General features: G+C 39.2%; 16 protein-coding genes. 4 read left to right on the forward strand and 12 right to left on the reverse strand.

Translation table 11 applies throughout. The features are described 5' to 3' along the window. Positions 1-87 precede the first annotated feature (87 nt). Together MUB18_RS16835 and MUB18_RS16840 are read right to left on the reverse strand one after the other, a co-directional pair. Positions 88-1,263 carry a FecR family protein gene (locus MUB18_RS16835; RefSeq protein ID WP_248753937.1) on the reverse strand — a complete coding sequence of 392 codons (1,176 nt, stop codon included), beginning with the start codon at positions 1,261-1,263 and terminating at the stop codon, positions 88-90. Between the two features lie 66 nt (positions 1,264-1,329). After that, the gene (locus MUB18_RS16840) at positions 1,330-1,917 is read right to left on the reverse strand and encodes an RNA polymerase sigma factor (RefSeq protein ID WP_094772941.1); all 588 of its coding nucleotides are present in this window, start codon (positions 1,915-1,917) and stop codon (positions 1,330-1,332) included. 90 nt (positions 1,918-2,007) lie between these two features. Between MUB18_RS16840 and MUB18_RS16845 the strand changes: the two genes are divergently transcribed. Continuing rightward, the gene (locus tag MUB18_RS16845; protein ID WP_248753938.1) at positions 2,008-2,250 is read left to right on the forward strand and encodes a hypothetical protein; all 243 of its coding nucleotides are present in this window, start codon (positions 2,008-2,010) and stop codon (positions 2,248-2,250) included. A gap of 54 nt (positions 2,251-2,304) precedes the next feature. Here the strand turns inward: MUB18_RS16845 and MUB18_RS16850 are convergent, their stop codons facing one another. The 6 genes from MUB18_RS16850 to MUB18_RS16875 form a co-directional block, all read right to left on the reverse strand. Next, complete coding sequence (locus tag MUB18_RS16850; RefSeq protein ID WP_248753939.1) at positions 2,305-4,965, reverse strand: carboxypeptidase-like regulatory domain-containing protein; 2,661 nt, start codon at positions 4,963-4,965, stop codon at positions 2,305-2,307. A gap of 10 nt (positions 4,966-4,975) precedes the next feature. Next, positions 4,976-5,710: a GLPGLI family protein gene (locus MUB18_RS16855; protein WP_248753940.1), complete on the reverse strand. Its 735-nt coding sequence runs from the start codon at positions 5,708-5,710 to the stop codon at positions 4,976-4,978. Between the two features lie 117 nt (positions 5,711-5,827). Continuing rightward, positions 5,828-5,992 (reverse strand): hypothetical protein, encoded by a 165-nt coding sequence (locus tag MUB18_RS16860; RefSeq protein WP_248753941.1) that lies wholly within the window; start codon positions 5,990-5,992, stop codon positions 5,828-5,830. Between the two features lie 410 nt (positions 5,993-6,402). Further along, positions 6,403-9,447 carry a DNA polymerase III subunit alpha gene (locus MUB18_RS16865; protein ID WP_248753942.1) on the reverse strand — a complete coding sequence of 1,015 codons (3,045 nt, stop codon included), beginning with the start codon at positions 9,445-9,447 and terminating at the stop codon, positions 6,403-6,405. Between the two features lie 10 nt (positions 9,448-9,457). Next, entirely contained in the window at positions 9,458-9,853 is a 396-nt protein-coding gene (locus tag MUB18_RS16870; protein ID WP_248753943.1) for a hypothetical protein, read from the reverse strand. A gap of 97 nt (positions 9,854-9,950) precedes the next feature. After that, positions 9,951-10,604 carry a DNA polymerase IV gene (locus MUB18_RS16875; RefSeq protein ID WP_248753944.1) on the reverse strand — a complete coding sequence of 218 codons (654 nt, stop codon included), beginning with the start codon at positions 10,602-10,604 and terminating at the stop codon, positions 9,951-9,953. Positions 10,605-10,681: 77 nt separating this feature from the next. Here MUB18_RS16875 and MUB18_RS16880 point away from each other — a divergent pair, with 77 nt between their 5' ends. The 3 genes from MUB18_RS16880 to MUB18_RS16890 all read left to right on the forward strand — a co-directional run bounded on the left by MUB18_RS16880 (position 10,682) and on the right by MUB18_RS16890 (position 12,171). Next, complete coding sequence (locus MUB18_RS16880; RefSeq protein WP_248753945.1) at positions 10,682-10,948, forward strand: helix-turn-helix domain-containing protein; 267 nt, start codon at positions 10,682-10,684, stop codon at positions 10,946-10,948. Positions 10,949-11,036: 88 nt separating this feature from the next. Beyond that, the gene (catA, locus tag MUB18_RS16885) at positions 11,037-11,684 is read left to right on the forward strand and encodes a type A chloramphenicol O-acetyltransferase (RefSeq protein WP_248753946.1); all 648 of its coding nucleotides are present in this window, start codon (positions 11,037-11,039) and stop codon (positions 11,682-11,684) included. A 46-nt stretch (positions 11,685-11,730) separates the two neighbouring features. Then, positions 11,731-12,171, forward strand: coding sequence for a GNAT family N-acetyltransferase (locus MUB18_RS16890; RefSeq protein ID WP_248753947.1), 441 nt, complete (start codon positions 11,731-11,733; stop codon positions 12,169-12,171). A 198-nt stretch (positions 12,172-12,369) separates the two neighbouring features. On the opposite strand, the gene MUB18_RS16895 is transcribed toward MUB18_RS16890, so the two are convergent. The 4 genes from MUB18_RS16895 to MUB18_RS16910 form a co-directional block, all read right to left on the reverse strand. Next, the gene (locus MUB18_RS16895) at positions 12,370-14,688 is read right to left on the reverse strand and encodes a hypothetical protein (RefSeq protein ID WP_094772946.1); all 2,319 of its coding nucleotides are present in this window, start codon (positions 14,686-14,688) and stop codon (positions 12,370-12,372) included. A gap of 66 nt (positions 14,689-14,754) precedes the next feature. After that, on the reverse strand, positions 14,755-15,960 hold the full coding sequence (locus tag MUB18_RS16900; protein ID WP_248753948.1) for a glycosyltransferase family A protein: 1,206 nt from the start codon (positions 15,958-15,960) through the stop codon (positions 14,755-14,757). Positions 15,961-15,963: 3 nt separating this feature from the next. Continuing rightward, positions 15,964-17,241 carry an HlyD family secretion protein gene (locus tag MUB18_RS16905; protein ID WP_248753949.1) on the reverse strand — a complete coding sequence of 426 codons (1,278 nt, stop codon included), beginning with the start codon at positions 17,239-17,241 and terminating at the stop codon, positions 15,964-15,966. Positions 17,242-17,246: 5 nt separating this feature from the next. Continuing rightward, the gene (locus MUB18_RS16910) at positions 17,247-19,433 is read right to left on the reverse strand and encodes a peptidase domain-containing ABC transporter (RefSeq protein ID WP_248753950.1); all 2,187 of its coding nucleotides are present in this window, start codon (positions 19,431-19,433) and stop codon (positions 17,247-17,249) included.

The raw sequence follows: 19,433 nt of genomic DNA on the forward strand, positions 1-19,433 counted from the left end.
AATGTTTAGGTTAGTTTGTCGGACGAGGTCCAATAAAGTTCATATAGGTTTTCGTGTTAAGTCGTTTCTAATAGTCCTCCTTTCTTTTTAATATCCGTTCTTTTCAATGATTAATTTTCCATTTGCTGTAAAATGGTAATGTAAATTCTGGTCCTTTAAGATCTTTAATATGGTACTCAGTTTACTAGTGCGGTACGTTCCACCGAAAAACTCAACATCAGGTATCTCGCCCCTGTACTCGACATCCACATTATACCACCGAGACAAATCGTCCATGACTTCAAAGAGAGACTTTCCGTCAAAATTAAATCGGCCATCTACCCAAGCGAGTTCCTGGTTCACATCAACAGCACGACTGATTAGCTTACCTTTATTGACAAGAGACTGGTAACCTGGCAATAGGATGAGATGCTTTCCACTTGTTAATTCCTTCACCTGTACTTTACCTTCCTGCAGCGTGGTTTTCATTTCACTCTTGTTACCATAGGTGTTCACATTAAAATGTGTACCAAGGACAGACACCTGCTGATTTGCAGTTTCAACGATAAAGGGCTGATTTTTGCGCTTGGCAACCTCAAAATAGGCTTCACCATCTACACGTACTTCACGTTTATCCGCTGCAAATACCGTAGGATAACGAAGTGTCGTTGAGGCATTTAATTTGACACGCGTACCATCAGGCAATATCACATCATAAACACCTCCTCTAGGGGTTTCAATGGTTGCAAATTGAGCAGATTGTGTCTCCGCCACAGCGCTCCCATCATCATAATGAACTCCTTTTTTGTCCATATGGACCTGGCTTTCATGTTCATTGAGCTGAAATTGTCGTCCATCCGAAAAAGTAACAGTAGCGCGGTTTTGAGCAGGCAGCCTATCCATTTGAGATAGCTGGATTGCCGAAGGAATAGAGCTGTTGGTCTGGTTATAGTACCACACCCCTCCCAAAGCGATGATCATACAAGCAGCGGCAACAAACGGAAGCATCCGTTTAAAAGAAAATAGTTGTTGAGGTACAGGTGTTGTAAATAATTTTGCTCTTATCTTCTCAAAATCTCTGTTTTTTTCAAATTCCTGTAAACTTTCAAAAGACTTTTTTTGCATGACTTGATCAAAGCAACGTTTGTAAACCGCTTGATTCTCTTGAGACTCACTCAACCATTTTTTTAAAAGCAAACGGTCTTCAGCACGCTGTTCACCCTTCATTTCTTGAACAATGAGGCTGCTAATACGAATCAATAATTCTTCTTCTTTTAGGTTCATGATATCTTGTTTCAATTGTAGATACCGCACCGAATTAAAAAAGTACTAAAGAAGATTCAAAAAAAATTAAATTTTTGAAGAAAAGAATACGATGGACACCAGGTAATGAAAAGAATCGCGGCTTAACCATTTTCTTAATAAACTGAGGGCACGCAGTTTTTGATTTTTAACAGTTTGTATACTGATATGTAACAATTCGGCCACTTCCTGATTGCTATATCCCTCCAAATAAGTCAGCTCCACGATTTCACGTGCTTTAGGAGGGAGTTTTTTAAGAGCATCATATAGCTCTGCCATTGTTTCAGTGTAGACGATCTCTTGGAGTTGATTGGATTGATCGTGATCCTGTAGACGGACATAAGCATCCACACGATTTATTCTTCTTTGCCGCGAAGTTTGGTAATTGATACCCAGACGACGAGCAGTTTGATATAAAGCTGCTTTCAGGTGATGTAAACTTTCAAAATTGCGCTTACTTTGCCACAATCGGATAAAACTTTCCTCCGCTATATCTTCTGATTCTTTGGTCTCATCGACAAAACTTGATGCAAACAAACAGATTCGAGCAAAATAGCGATGATATAGATACGCACATGCTTCTTCTTTTCCTGTGGAGAAGTCTTCAAGCAATTCTTTTTCGCCCGTATATTCCATTCATCAATCTATTTTCAGGTCAGGTAGCTATTTTAAAACTCAAATATATAGATAAAATTTTAGTAAAATAGATGGATAAAACAATCAGAGATGACAATCTTCAGTTTTAAATCTCCATCTATTAGTCAGTGGGCAATTGATCAATACATAGCAGACACCCATCCAAAGAAAAAGAATCAACAGGTATATCGTCTCTACAGAATTAATCCACTATGCTTTTGGCGATGGTCTCACTATCTCATAACAAGTAGAGATTGTGATTATAAATCGTGGAAAGAAATTGAATCTAACCGAATTCCTTACCATCCTGAAAATAGATATCAAGATTTTTAAAATTTAACCATAAAGCTTGAGTTAAATAATATAAAGTTTCTAAAAATAGTAATATTAAATTTTATACCTCAGTCCAAGCATAAAAACACGAGGCATAATGTAAGTGATTTGCTCTGTAGCAACATACTCAGTCAATTGCAAGACACGATATCGATCATTGCCTAAAATATTGAATCCTTGCGTATAAAAGGAAAAAGGTGATTTTCCTTTTTTATATTCCAATTCTAAATTCGCTAAAATTGAAATTGGATTGGATTGATTTTTATCGAAAATAGCTTTCTCAAAACTCCAATCGGTTCTGATATTGAATGATTTTGCAACCATATACTTCGCCGAAAGATCTAACTTATCTGTTGTAAACATTCTTCTATTGGCAATATGATATTGCCAGCTAATGGTGTGCGACCATGAAGCTTTAATATCAGGATATCTTGGCTTTCTCCAACCTAATGATGCGGAAGTTGAAAATGTATTTTGGCGAATATCAAAAGTCTCATTGCTGATAATCTGGGCTAATTTCATATTTAAAAAGCTGCTGGAAACCTCTGGTTCAAATCTTCCTATCCTGATACTGTAACCAATCATATGCATCATTTGAAAATCCGGTCTATCTAGCAATGTGACTCCTTTTACTTGATCAACTGTAGAAAAGGGCAGTATGTTTGCTTTGATTTTGTTTTTCAATTGAACAGTACTGCTGAAATATAACATCCGCAATCTAGCAATATCGAAATTCCTGTAATACAAACGAATCCGATGCTGCATCTGTCCAGATAAGCTATCATTACCACGAAAAATCACATTATAATCATTGATCCAATAAGATGGATTCATCTCATTATATTTGGGATAAAGATAATCCTGTTTATATTTTAAGCTTACGGTATTGGAAGGTCCAATTTCATAATTAACATCAATTTCCGGTTGAAAACTCAATCTATTATTCTCATATTTTGAATCAGATTTTTTATTATCAAAGGTTAAGAAATGTTCTTTGAAACTGATTAAAGTATTCAACTTTCGCCAAGTGAAGCGATGGTATAATCCCAAAAAAGTGTTTCCAGTTCTATAATGCTGATCGTGATTAAAAATATTCGGATTAATCGAGTCTACCACACCCATGGTTGTTCCTTCCTGTCGCAAGATTTGATTTTGACTATTCAGCTCAAAATGTAACTGGTGCCGATGATCTAAAACAAGATAATGTTTCAATGATACATTGAACAGATTTTCTACTCTTTTTATAGGTCTAAATATCCCTGGTCTATTTTCATCTAAAAAATTTAGAGTGTTTTCAAAAAAAGCTTTGTCAGAAGATAGTTTAAATTGAGCTTTATGATTACTGAATTGATGTTGCAGAGCAAATGTGCTATATCTTCTTACAGAATGTTTCCAGTTACTTTCCAAAAATTGTTTAACAGAATAAGCCCTAGCAGATTCATTTTTTTGACTATTGCTAAAACGTATATGATCGACCTCCATAGTTGATACCTGCATCAAACGCGGATTTGTAAGATCAAAATCAACAGTGTAATCAACATTAAAATAAGGATTTCGTTTATACTTTAACGCTATGTTAGCCAGTGCTACCCCATTTTTCTGATTATTTCGATTTTGTCTTTTTTCAAAAAAACTGCTATCCGGAAAAGTATAGTTATTATGGATATCCTGCAAAGATTGTACTCTATTTTCTGAATAAAGTGCATAAAGTGTCACTTTCAATCTTTTATCAAGTAATTTGGTTGTTCCATTAATGGTTGCTAATTTATTGATATTGCTTTGTACGCGCTGGTTACTCTTAGCATAGTCATAAAGAACTTGATTGGATGATGTATTATTAAAATACTGCAATTCCGAACTTTGAACACGGGTAATATCTTCTTTTGTTAAGCTGCCTAACCCTATCGAATTGACATCTGCTATAAATGACCCCGTTTTATTAGGCGAATAATAAAAAAGGGCTGCATGTTCTTTATAGGATTCATGATTACCAGCAGCCGTTTCTAAATCTCCGAAAACAAAATTTTTCTTATTTGCTTTCAGTTTTATATTCATAGCAAGCTGATCGTTGACCTGAACTGCTTTCATCATCTCATTTTCGGAAAACCGACTGATCATTTCGACGTTATCAACTGCATCGGCTGGAATATTTTCTACAGCAATCTTACTTCCGCCTCCAAAAAACCTTTCATTCTCAAGCAGGGTGATATTGACAATCTTACCTTGAAATTTCACCCTTCCATCCTCAATGGAAAAACCAGGCATTTTTTCTAGTAGATCCTGTAATTTTCGCTCCGATCCATCACGAAAATAATCAGCCATAAAACGAATGGTATCTTTTCCTATTTGTACCGCCTGATACTTATAGTCTATCTTAACTTCCGATAGTCTCGTGGAAGATTTGATCAGATTTACCTTAATCTCTTGAAGAGTTCGTTCTATTTTGATGGTGTCCGTTACTTTTGTATATCCTATTCTCGAAAATACGACCTCAATTGTACCTTTTTGTTTGAAGTTTAAAGCAAAAGCTCCATCCTGATCGGTCTTTGAAAACTGGACTGGCTGAGCATCTGTACCAAGTGATCTTGCGACTATACTGGCATGGCTGAGATGCACATTATTTTCATCGCTCACGACACCCTTCAGCACATACTTCGTTTGGGCAAGTGTTAGGAATGGAATAAACAGAAACAAAATGATGAGGGTCCGGGACATAAAAAAATCTTTATAAAAGGCCCCTTTCTTTTGCAATTTGTTTTACTCGATCATGTAATTCTTGTTTTGTTACGATCTCTTTTGCCGGTAAAGTCGGAACCTGCATCTGCTCATCCCAGTTAATTTTAGTTAACCCAAAAACAGTGCCTGCGTATTGGTACTCAAAAATTAAACCGGGAAGGCCACCGCTGTTGATCGGCCCAAATGAAACTGGAATCTCGGGACAAAACCAGGCGATCACCGGCCTTTGTCTAGCTTTATTTCCTTTACCTAAAACAATATGCCCTATTGCTTGGTAGCAAGTATAATTACCTATTAGTTTGGATTCTTTTTGAATCTTCCAATTGAAATCGTGCGGTGACTTTTGAATAACACTTTTCTTGGCAAGTCCTTTGCTGAGATCTCTTTCGAAAATATAACTGTTGGCACCATCTTGCCAAGTAGAATCCTTGTAACCGATCATAATTTCAGCAATTCTTAAGTTCTTGCTATCAATTTTTTCTAATGCCATATTCTTCACTAACGCAAATAGAGATTGCTTCTCGTCAAATTGCATCTGAAACTCCATTCCAGCTACAATTTCCGGTATAAAAGGATGTGCTTGCAGGATCATCAGTTCGTCAGAATCATTATTGGTACTATCAGTACTCTTGGAGACCGCATATGTTGCGCTACCTTTCAACTCTTGTGCTACAGCACATGTAAAATTGAATATTAGGAAAATAATAAATATACTTCGTATCATCATATAAAAACTAAAAATATGGCTAAGCTGCAATGCAGCTTAGCCATGTCCTTTTCTAAATTAAACAATTAATCTTTAATTTATAAAATTAAAGATAGAAAGATTCGTTAGACGTAATTAATTGTAATAGGAATGAGAGCCATCTTGACATCTCTGTTGCTCGATATCTCTGTAGTAGTCAATCACTTCAGGACTATATCCATCGACTTCCATGTCTTGGTATACAAGTTCTGCAGCAATAATGCAGCCTATGACATCAATACCTGCTACAATTCCGACCATGGTGGTCATTTCAGAAGCTAGCAATCTGAAGGGGAGCAATTTCTTTTGTTCCAGCAAAACTCACGTAAGTAACACCTAATAAAGCGACCAATAAAGAGATTTTCTTCAAAATTATAAATTATTAGTAGATCACAAATATAGGATTTAATATTCTTTAAAAGAAATTATAAATCGCTTAAAGATGTAATAAATTTACAAAAGCTTTATTATTACATTAAAAAACACAACATAAACATTAGATAAAATTTTTTAATATCAGATGGATATAAAATCGCTAACAAAAGAGAGTTACAAATTTCAGTAAGCTTAAGTCATTAATTTACAAGTCTAAAAAATGGTCTTCCCAAATACTCCTATTATTCAGTCTACAAAAACAATCCATTAAAGATGATAAAACATCTTTAATTTTATCACAATTTCATTCTGGGTAGACCGATCTCATGTTCCTGTGGATACGGCTGGCGATGCGTCATGCTGACATCTTCTTTCATCCGCTCCTGTGTTTCGAATTTTTTCTCTTCATCATGTGTATAGCGGGGATCAGGAATAAAAGGCATTTTCGCCATTTTTGCAATCGTAATCGTTGGAAAATGAAAGTCCACTTCTACCGTACCTAACAGCAAATAGCATCCTCCTCCCTGAAACGGATACCTTTCCAGACAATCTGGAAAATGGGCCGTATCAAAATAATCGCCATTTTCATCGACCCAAGTTCCGAAATACATAATACCCCTTTTTGTAGGCACATGCTTGCGTGAAATCAGATAGGCGAGCATCTTGACCTGTTTTTTATGATACTGCAGAAGCTCTTTGGCCATGACCGATCCCCGATATTTGGTCTGCAGCAGATCAAAGGGGCTGCAGGAAACCGGAAAACTTAAGATCTCAATTTCGTCAAAAGCATCTTCAAAAAGGTTCCGTTTTAATTCCGGAAACTTAAATTCCTTGACGGGCTCTTCAAACAAAGTTGCCGCCCTACGCCCAGGTTTAAAATCACCAAGCAGCACCCTTGATTTTAAGAGCAATTCATTCTTGGCTACGCCCGTAAAACGAAACGCACCAATAAAGATCAGGATCTGTAAGGTCTCTATTCCAATCGGGATCCGTTTGATAAAGTCTTCCAAAGATTTATAGGCACCATTTCTTCTTCTTTCCTCAGGAATCAGTTTCCCGAGTTTGGATTCCACTTTCTCCAGATGCATAAATCCCAGATACACCTCATCGCCATAGATCGTCGTCTGTTGCTCACTTCTGTTGACACAGGGATTCAAGATCTGAGCGCCAGACATACGCGCCTCATGGATATACACTTCGGTTCTATAAAATCCGCCCATATTATTGATGACCGAGACCATAAATTCCAAGGGATAGTGGACTTTCAGATACAAGCTCTGATAGCTTTCGACTGCATAAGAGGCGGAGTGTGCTTTACAGAAAGAGTATCCCGCAAAGGATTCGATCTGTCGGTAGATTTCTGTACTCAGTTCTTCGGCATGCCCCTGCTCCCTGCAAGACGCAAAGAAATCATCCTTTACTTTTTGGAGTGCGGCACGGGATCGCCCTTTTCCGCTCATCGCTCTGCGCAAGATATCACCATCCGCAGCGGATACGCCTCCATAGTGGAGCGCGATACGGATCACGTCCTCCTGATACACCATGATCCCGTAGGTTTCGCCCAGTTGCTCTTCAAATATGGGATGAAAATATTCAAACTTGTCCGGGTTATTATGCCGAAAAATATATTCGCGCATCATCCCAGACTGGGCTACACCTGGCCGGATAATGGAAGAGGCAGCGACCAGTACCTTATAATTATCACATTTCAATCGACGAAGCAAACCGCGCATGGCCGGACTTTCGATATAAAAACAACCAATTGTTCTACCCTGACTTAAAAACTCGTTACACCGCGCTTCATCTTTGGAAATCGTGGTATCCTTGATATTGACTTTGATCCCCCGCTTTTCTTCCAATAGTTTGACCGTATCATTGATCGTTCCAAGCCCCCGCTGGGACAGAATATCAAATTTCTCAAACCCGATCTCTTCCGCCACATACATATCCCACTGCACAATCGCAAAACCCTTGGGAGGCATTTCAAGTGCGGTAAAATTGGTGAGCGGTTCTTCCGAGATGATGATGCCGCAACTGTGCATGGACCGTTGATTGGGAAACTTTTCCAATAACTTTCCATACTCCTGTACTTTCTGAATAACCTGATCTTTAAAAACCTGCTCCGGATTCTTGGTCAGTGCATCCAGCTCCTCTTTGGGCAGACCAAATACCTTTCCCACCTCTCGGATGATGGAACGGTATTTAAATTCGACATTGGTACCACAAAAGGCAACATGGTTTTTACCATAACGGTCAAAGATATATTCCAATATGATATCCCGCTCCTGCCAGCTCCAGTCCAGATCAAAATCGGGGGGACTTTTACGATTTAAATTGAGAAAACGTTCAAAGTAAAGATCCAGTTCCAAAGGGCAGATATCCGTGATCCCTAAGCAGTAAGCCACGATACTATTAGCACCACTTCCCCGCCCCACATGCATAAACCCCATGCTGTTGCTATACCGGATGATGTCCCAGGTGATCAGGAAATACCCGCTAAAATGTAGTTCATCGATTACCTTCAGTTCTTTTTCAACCCGCTGTTTGGCCAGCTCATGATTCTTGCCATAGCGCCGTTCCAGTCCTGCGCACGCCAATCTGGTCAACAGCATGATATCTCGTTCTTTTGAACCCGTATAGTGTATTTTATTTCTTGGAGTGGCGAATTCAAAATCGAAGCTGCAGGTCAACAGGATCTGTTTCGTATTGTCCATGATCTGCGGATAATGACGGTAAGCATCTACGATGGATTGCCGTGCCCTGAAATATGCCGATTTGCTGCAGATTTCACTTTCCGGCAATTTAGAGAGCAACATATTGTTGTCGATGGCGCGCAGGATCCGGTGCAAATTAAATTCCTTCTTGGTCGTGAAAGTCACCGGGTTCAACATGACCATCTTGGAGATCAGCACCTGATATTCCTGACGAAACAAACTATTGAGTTCATGCTCCCGAATCCCAATATATTCATGCGCATGAAGCTTTTTAGGGATATTACTCAAGGGATAGATCACAAAACAATTTGTAAAATCAGGTTGGGCAGGCAGATCTATACCATCGCAATGATAGGCCGTCAGCATACGGTTGACCTCGCCAAGACCGCTAAACGATTTTGCGATAGCGATATACAGCAGCTCGCTTCCTTTTCGGACTTCCACTCCGGCTATAGGTTTGATCTGCTTTTCTTCACATTTTTTTTTAAATTCGTAGATGCCTGTGACCGTATTGATATCCGTCAAGACAAGTTCTTTTATCCCCAAAGCTTCTGCTTGAGACACCAGATCGTCTATGGAAAGCGTTCCATACCGAAGACTATGGAAGGAATGGCAGTTCAGATACATATTTGTAGCATTAAGTGGCAAAATTAAATCCTACGGCACGGCCGATCGCGTCATTTCCATAGCGCATTTTAATGGCATCCATCGCCTGATATAGATTGATCAGCTGCGCATTGTCTTCAAACAGATTCATTTGATAACTCCCGTGCACCAGATCTGTAAACCGCAGTCCGATCAGTCGAAGACGCATCCGCCTGGTATAAATTTTATCAAAAAGTTCGAGTGCTACCCGTGCCAGGGTATGATCCGCTGCCGTGTAGGTCACGCGGCATTGCTTGGTTTCTGTATCAAAATTAGAATACCTGATCTTGATCACCACGGTAGAAGTCAGCCATTTTTCCTGACGGAGCTGGTACGCCAGTTGCTCGGCCATACCGGAGATCAGGCTTTTGACCGCCCGAATATCCATGGTATCGCTGTTAAAGGTTCTTTCTTTCGATATGGATTTTCTTTCCGAATAAGGCAGTACCGGAGTTTCATCGATCCCATTGGCTTTTCTCCAAAGATCAGTACCTTTTTCCGATCATCTGCTGCAGCACCTCTATAGGCATTTCTGAGAGCGTACCTATAGTGCGTATCCCAACCCGGGATAAAAGCTGAAAAGTAGCGTTTCCTACCATGGGCATTTTTTTGATGGACAAAGGGTTAAGAAAAGAATGAACACCTACTGATGATATTTCTCGATGGCCATGCGGTTTGGATTCGCCTGTACCGATTTTACTCACCGTTTTATTGACCGATAGCGCATAACTGATGGGCAGGCCTGTTTCCTTTTCGATTTTAGCCCCCAGCTCATTGGTCCATTTATAAGCACCAAAAAACTTATCCATACCTGTGAGATCCAGATAGAATTCATCGATAGACGCTTTTTCCATCACCGGTGCACTTTCTTCGATCACTTCTGTCACCATATGGGACATCCTAGAATACAATTCCATATCCCCTTTTACAACTCTGGCCTGCGGACAGAGCCGAAGGGCCATCTTGATAGGCATCGCAGCCCTCACGCCAAAAGTTCTGGCTTCATAACTACAGGAAGATACCACTCCCCGATCTCCTCCACCAATAATCAACGGGATATCCTTAAACTGCGAATTGACCAGCCGTTCACAAGAAACAAAAAAAGTATCCAAATCCATATGTACTATTGCCCTTTCCATTTTCACTAATTTATTTAGTAAAAGTGCTAAGTTTTTTAACAATTATTCCTACATTTGATGTGATTAATCCTCACAAAATGAAAACACTTTCGATCATGTCCGACAATATCAGATACCTCCGGATGCAGGTACCTGACCTCACGCAAAGTAAAATTTCTGATCATCTGGGTGTTACGAGAGACGCTTACGCAAAATACGAGATGGGAAAAACGACCCCACCACTCGATGTGCTATTGGGGATCTCCCGTTTCTTTGATGTAAGCACCGATCTTTTACTGACGACTGATCTGCGAAAATGTAAAACTCAGGAAGCTGTACCGCCACAGGAAAACTTAAATACTTAAATCGGTCTTAATTTTTGTAACTTGTATCCCATAACGCAACACGAACGAGGTGAATTAAAAAAATAAGCCTATTAACAACAATACGAACATGGCGGAATACCAAACCATCCATATAGAAGAGTGGAACAGAAAGGAACATTTTAATGCTTACCGTAATGCGATCAAGTGCGGATTCAGTTTGACCGTTAAATTAGATATTACGCAGGTCATTCCTTTTGTCAAGGAACGGGGATTTAAATTTTATCCCGTCATGATCTATTTGCTCTCACAAGCCGTCAACCAACACCCTGCCTTCAAAATGTCCATGAAAGAGGGCGAGTTGATCCTTTGGGATCGTGTCGACCCGGTTTATACCGTCCTTCATCAGGACACCGAAACTTTTTCTGCCCTGTCTGTCCCCTACAGCGATAGCTTCATAGATTTTATAGACAGCTATAACAAGGTCCTTCAAAAAAATGAAAACAACAGGAGCTTTTTCCCTGAGCAGGCACCCCAAAACCATTTTAATATTTCAGCACTTCCGTGGATTCATTTCGAAAGTTTCAACCTCAACATTGCTGATTTTACAGACTATTTTGCACCTAGTTTTACCTTCGGAAAATACCAAACAGAAGGAAGTAAAATCCTGATGCCCTTGGCCATACAAGTACACCATGCTGTTTGCGATGGAATCCATGTTGCCAAATTGATAGACACCCTACAGCAAGCCTGTACAACCATTCAAACGCTTAAATAAAGCTAAAAAGAGGAGAAAATTAATTTTAATTTAGAGCGAAAAACACATGAATATTAGAAAAGCAACATCGGCAGATCTTCCACAGATAAAAGCACTTTATTCGCTGTTGTTTGAGCAGCTGGCAAACTATGAACCTGATTATCTTCAGCCAGCTCTTCAGGATGAAACCTTTCTGCGCAAGGTAGTTGCAGCCGAAGATAATCTTGTTGCATTTATTTACGTTATAGACGGGCAAGAGGAAAGCCCCCCTTACCATTGTTTTATCCCGTTGACATGTATGTATTTAATGGACATTGTGGTTGATGAAAGCAGTCGTGGAAAAGGAATCGGAAAAGCGTTGATTGAACGCGTCAAGCAATGGTCTAAAGAGCAAGGAGCTGATTATCTAGAACTTAGTGTGCTGGCAAAAAATACCTTAGCAGAGGCATTGTATCTGCGGGAAGGTTTTGAAACCTTTACTAAATCGATGCGAATGAAAATTGAATAGCTGATGATTGATAGCGATAAAAATACAGTCAATATGGTGTTATAAATTGAAGACTAAATTAAAATTTTGAACTGACTACTTACTATTCAATTTCAAATACATGTATATATTATTTTCGAATACCCAGTTTATTAAAATTTGAAGATCCAATTTTTATCTATAAAATAGCTTGTATAGTTCTCCTGAAATATAAAGCATTTAATTTGGATATTTTTTCTGATAAAAAACGAGCTTACCTGACTGAGTCACCCCCTGTATGGTGATCCAACATCCCTTGGCACGACTGTTATTATAAAATGTAACAATTTGTTCTTTTTGTTTTATTTCAAAATCGGGATTCCAGTATAAGGTAGGCCGGTAGTCATAGTCGGAAACTAAACGTTCTAAAGTTCGATCATAAATTTTATTATGGAATGTTTTACTTCGTAAATAACCACCTACTGTCTGTTGATCAATACGTTTACCAAAATCTCTATCGACCTCAGCGGGTGTTAACTGGTATACTAAAGTAGCCTTACCCTCAAAATCACGATATTGCAAGTAATCATAATATTTAACATAAACAATTTGACTCATATCTGATTCTAGTAATAGATTAACTTCATTAGATTCTGATATAAGTCTTTCATTAAGAAAAATTGATCCATAGGTAGGTCTTCTAATTTTCATTTTTAGATATTGTTCCAAAGACATACTACGCTTGATAATTTGCTCTTCAGAATGCGGATCAAAAACAAACTCAGGCTTACCCCTAAAAGCACGACTCGTGTACCTTTCCTCCAATTCATCCAATCGTTTTTGTTGTTTAGAACGGTATACCGGAACTTCACGGATATGCCGCATGCCTTTATTGTCGATATAATAATCGGCTCCGTAGTAATAACCCGTGTTGTTGATATTAGTATTGTTTAATCTTTGTTCTTCCAATGAAGGAACAGATATTTTATCCAATGGAGGAACATCCGAAAAATGGTAGGAAATCTTGTATTCATCAAACTTCAGATCACGGTAGATCTGTGAAAATCGAGTCTCTAAGGAATCATAAAACGTCAATTCTGGGATAGAAAACCAACCGCTTGAATCAGGAACGACTTCAGTGTACACCATCTGCTTATCACCCTGTTTCTTATAACCAAAAGAAGCACCACGCTGACCGACTTTACTTTTCTTATCATGGGACATCAGCTTTTGGTAGCGTGCATAAAATCTTGTCCATTCATTTTTACGCATCAGGATCTTCCCTTTTAAGTAAAGAAGACTATCTTTGACCACAGGTAGTCGATCTAGCTCTCCAAAATTTATGGGCTTCAAATGATTTTGTAAGATATCTTGAAGTTTATCCTGGTGAGCAAGGTATTGCTTTAAATCGTTGTTCTTATTTTGCAAATAAGGCTTGAGATAAATATCTCCAACGATATTATCGATCGTATCGACCGGCATCTGGATATCGGTGATAGCAATAGAAAGATAAGCTGCCGTTTCTCCTGAAAGAGCTATCGAAAAGCTATTTCTCCCTTTTTCTTCCATTGAATTTTGGTTAAAGACGACCTCTGGTGTAAGAAATACTTCTGATGGTGGGCCTAGCATATGGGCAGAACGCCCTAACAATTTGCCCGTATTGTGCCGAAGGAACACCTGCAAGATACCCTGCTCCAGATCTGATTTCTTAAGGTATATATTCTTCTGCCCCGATGCTGAGAAGTCTACTGGACTATTAAAAAGCTGACGGTAATTGATCCGGGCTTCTAATTCATAATTTGCCGCCATATTGCTTTGAACTGTAATCCGAATGGAATCACTGCCCATATCTTGCATCATTACTTTACTGGATACGTAATTGATATCCATGACACTACCAGTTTCATCTCTACCATCTGCTCGCCTCCAAAAAACTTGATAGGCAGTATTGGGTTCGGGATTAATTTTTATACGCGTATAGCCCGTGCTATCGGTATGAAAGGGCATACTTAATGATCCTGCCGAGTCTGTTATCCTTCCTGATGTGGAAATACCCTTCCCTCCCTTAAGATAGGATTTGATCAACAACTCATTCTCAACGCCAGCGATAAAGCTACCACCTACAGGATAAGTCTCCAATTGAATCTCGTTATCTTGAAACAAAGCACTTGCTGAAGACGGGGCTGTTGTGCTTTCTGGAATCAGAGGAATTGTTTTAATATAATATAGTTCAGGACGTACAGCCATTGCCTTGGTGTAAGCATTCAGGAAGAGGTTATTTGCTATACCTTGTCGGGGAACAACGAGATAGCCAGCGGCCATACCATTTTTGAGCAACAGAATCGATCGTTGTCGGATAACACCGTCACCATTCCCCATATTCAGATAGAGATTATGGCTTTCTGCATCCAATAGACCTTCATTCATAACATAGGCTTTGAACCAAACCGTATCGCCAGGAAAGTAGGCACCACGATCCGTATGTACAAAGATCTGAGGAAGAGTCTGCGATTTTAACAAAAATGGTAGTAGTAGCAAGAGCAACAAATAGTTTTTCATAATTTGGTTATAAATCTAATTGAACCTATTGCACGTTGAAATTGATTATATTATTTCTAAATTCTTTTACCATACTTTGTTTAACTTTTGTTTATTTCGAATTATTATTTCTCCCCTATACTGTTCGTCTCTATTAGAAAACTGATCATTATTTTCATGCAAACGGTATTGGTACAAGATAACATCAATAAACTTAACGTGCTCATAACCACAAATCTCCATCATGGGAAACATAAGAGCCATATCATAAGGCATTTTTAGATAATTACCATCATTATCTTTAAATGTATCTTTATTAACATCTTGTTTCAATAACTCAATAAAGACTTTAAATTTAAAGGTCCGTAATTGTGAGACCCACCAGGTTAATTGTCGTGCCACTTTAAACTCTTCTTCATTATAACTTTTCCCAAAACGCTTTCTGCTATTTAGATACCCCATCGAACCATATGTCATCAGAACTGATTTTAAACAATGAGCATTATTTAAAATCTGAAATACATATTTATGCGCAAGACAATCGTCAGGATCAATAATACAAATGATGTCATTCTCTTCCATGTCATTTTCTTCCAGAATGGAGACAATGTTTTCTAATGCATATTTCCGATGTTCATTTACTTTAATATTGTATCTCGAATTATTGGGGATCATATTAATAGTACCATCATCGGAACAGTCATCAATGAAATAGACAGTATAATTACTATACTGTTGATTTTCTAAACTTGTCAGAAAATCATCTATATAATTTGCTACATTTCTAAAGGGAGCAATAACTCGAATATGAGACTCTGATAATGGTGAACTAAAAATGGTATCGGGATGAATCGAGATTGGATAAAGAAATAGAAGGTTGAACAACCTTTCCATAGATGGTTCAATCATATCATCAACAGTTAATGCTGATAGTAGAAATTTATATATAGGCTTTGTGATTATAAATGATTTAATAACCTTTATGTGAGACAACATTGCAATTCGGGCATCAATGAGAATTTCTTCATTACAGTCTGTATCTACATAATACATATAAATATGCTGTTCTAGTAACTCAAACAGTGTCTCTTCCAAATTTGGAATATCAGCGATCCTTTTAATTGTTTCAGTAGCAATACAATAAATCACATCTTCGTCATTTTCTAAAGCCCACTCAATCGCATTTTTCAAGTTATCTAAAATACTACCATCGCTGAATTGCTTAACGACTATAGATGCTTCATCAACCTCTGTTTGAACAATATTCGCACTCAATATAATTGCAGGTATCATAATTTAAAACTTCAACGATTTCGTAAGATTTAACCAGATTCTTTTTATGATGGACTGATTTTCGGTAATGATATCCGCATCTGCCAGAATACCCGGTTTCAGCTTAATGACCGAGTCTTTTTCATTTCTGTTCAAAATCACCTTCGAAAAGAAAACACTGTCTCTGATCGGTATGTCGGATATGTAATCGATCCTTCCTCTTAGGTAACCATACTCCTGGTAGGGATAGCTCTGTACTTTGATCAGCACCTCCTGTCCCACTTTAACTTTGGATGACTTGCTCTGTGGAATCAGTATCTCGCCATAATAATCATCCTTATTGGCATTGACATAAAACAGCTCTTCACCCATTTTGATCAGTTGATTTTCCTGTAAAAAATCACCATAGATCAACGTACCCTTTGCAGGGCTGCTGATCACATACTGTTTTTTCCAGTTTTCGGCATCACTGATGAAGGTGTTCAGCGATTGGTAGAATTTCTTTTCTTCTTCAAACATCTGATTGTTGATCTCGGACATCTCCTTGTCTTTGGAAAGCCGACTGCTCTGGTTACCGATGATCGTATTTTCAGTCTGTGGGATAGACTGTCGCTTGGCGAGCAAAAGTGCTTCTTTCTGTTGCAGCTCGAGCTGGCTGATCACTTTCTTTTCGGCCAAGATCTGGTATTTGGCATATTCCTCTTCGGCAAGTGCCAGTTCTCTTTTCTGTAGATCAAAGCTCTGCTGGATTCTCTGGTTCTGTTCATTGATATATCTGACTTCACTCTGGATAAAGTTCTTACGTTTCTGATAGATGCCTTCTTTGTTGATCGCAACATAATTCAGATAAGCCAAATAAAAGTTCTGGTAGCTGTTCTGAACTTCCCCCAGCTCCAGTTCTGTTGGGGTTACGATATCTGTTAGATCTGCCAGTTCGATGGTACTGCTCCGCACCTGCTTCATCTTATCCAGCAAATGGAGTACCTGATGGTGGTCTGCCACACTTTCCAGATAAGCAATATCTGTATTTTTATCTACAGACGTACCGTCTTTGACCAGGATCTTCACCAGATTTCCGGTTACTTTGCTGGTCAGCACCTTGGGCGCGCTACTGGTATTGAATTTCATGGATACCGGCACGACTTCGGGATAACGGATGAAAAACGTCAATCCAAAGAGCATAAAGATCGTCAGTACAATAAAGGTGATCCCTCTTTTGAGCAGCCAGGACGGTGGTTTAGAAATAATCTCCTGCAGGTCTTCAGAATGGATATCTTCATCCATGAATGTGTTCTTTGCCATAATAGTTAATTTCCCAGTTCCAGTTGATTTTTAACGAGTTCATAGTAACTTCCGCGCAGTGCGGTCAGTTCCTGATGCGTTCCCTGCTCTACAACAGCTCCTTTTTCCAGTACAACAATGTTATCTGCATTTTTGACGGTACTTAAACGGTGCGCAACCACAATGACGGTTCGTTTGTTGAAAAACCGATCCAGCTTCTCCACGATTTCCTTTTCATTATTGGCATCCAGGGAGTTCGTCGCCTCATCCAAAAAGAGATAGGCCGGATTTTTATATACGGCTCGGGCGATCATCAGGCGTTGCCGCTGCCCCTGGCTGATACCCTTTCCTGCAGTCCCAATCTTTGTTGCTAGACCAAAAGGTTCATCGGCGATAAATTGTTCCATGTTGGCCACGCTGATGGCATTTCTTAACAGGTCTTTGTCCAAGTTCTCATCGTTGACTGCAATATTGCGTTCAATGGTATCCGCATATACATAATTTTCCTGAAGTACCGATCCGCAGCTGTCCCGCCAGAGTCCAAAGTCGATCTGGTCCAATTTTTTCCCCCCGATCAAGATTTCGCCTCCTTCGGGATTATAATAGCGCAGCAAAAGCTTGATAATGGTTGTTTTCCCACTTCCGCTGGTGCCGACTATAGCAGTTGTTTTTCCTTCGGGGAAGGTCAGGTTCAGTTTGGTGAAGATCGGATCATTTCCAGCTCCAAAATAACGGAAGGTCAGGTTTTTGATCTCAATGGTTTTGTCTTGCGGCAGCTGTGTGAAATAGTCTTTCTGGATATTTTCCTCTTCCTCGGTTTCATAGATTTCATTCAGTCGTTCCAGACTGATTTTGGCATCTTGATAGGACTGCATAAAGTCCAATAAGGATTCTACGGGATTGCTCACCATACCGACAATATACTGGATGGCCATCATCCCTCCCAAAGTGATATCTCCGTCGATCACGGCCTTGGCACTGATGTAGGTGATCAGAATCCCTTTTGCCTGGTTGATCGCCATCGAACCGATGGACTGGTACTGGGAAAGAGCGAGACTTTCGACCTTAAATTTAAAGAGTTTGGCCTGTAAGGCCTCCCAGCCCCATCTTTTTTGCTTCTGTGCATTATTGAGCTTGATATCTTTGATGCTCTGGATCATTTCGACCATATAGGTCTGATTTTCGGAAGCGATCTTGAACCTTTTCTCGTCGAGCTGGCGGCGATATTTCATAAATGCGAGTATCCAAAGCGTATAGAGTAGTGTTGCAGCAAAAAATACCAAAAAGATGGTTTTGTTATAAATGAGGAGAAGGGAACCAAAGATTACCATATTGAACAGTGAAAATAGGGTATTGAGCGTGCTTCCTGTGAGAAAGGATTCGATCCGCTGTTGGTCGGACATCCGTTGCATGATATCACCATGGGTCTTGAGATCAAAGAAGTTCATCGGAAGTTTCATGATCTTGATCAACAGATCGGTCAATATGGAAATATTGACCCGGGTGCTGATGTGGAGCATAATCCAGGAACGGATAAAGGATACCGCGGTACTTCCGACAAAAAGCATCAGTTGAGCGATCAGGATCAGGTTGATAAAACTGATATTTTTAGTATTGATACCGATATCAACAACGGACTGGGTCAAAAAGGGTGCGATCAGGGACAGAATGGTCCCTAGTACCATACCTAAGATCAGTTGGACAAACAGCTTTTTATATTTATAGAAATAGGTGAAGATCTTGCTCCACTCTAATTTCAGTTCGGGTTCTTCTTCATCGATCTGATAAAAATCTGGTCCGGGGCTCAATACGAGTGAAAGTCCCGCATGTAGTTCTTTGGTTGAGAACCAGTTCTTGGAAAATTCTTTCTCATCATAACTGAGCAGTCCAGAGGCTGGATCTGATATAAAGTATTTACCCTGACGAATTTTATAGAGAACAACAAAATGATTCTGGTTCCAGTGTAGTATACAGGGTAACTCCACAATTTTTAGCTGTTCGAGCGACAGGCGCACACCATAAGTACGAAACCCTAATTTTTCTGCAGCTTCACTAATTCCCAAAAGGTTAACACCGCTCTTAGTCGTCTGGCATAATTTCCGGATTTTATGGATAGAAACCAGCTTACCATAATATTTAAATATGATACGCAGACAGGTGGCACCACAGTCCATCTCGTCCATCTGTTTATAATGAGGAAACTTTTTTAGCAC

The sequence above is a fragment of the Sphingobacterium sp. PCS056 genome (genome assembly GCF_023273895.1).
Lineage (GTDB): Bacteria > Bacteroidota > Bacteroidia > Sphingobacteriales > Sphingobacteriaceae > Sphingobacterium.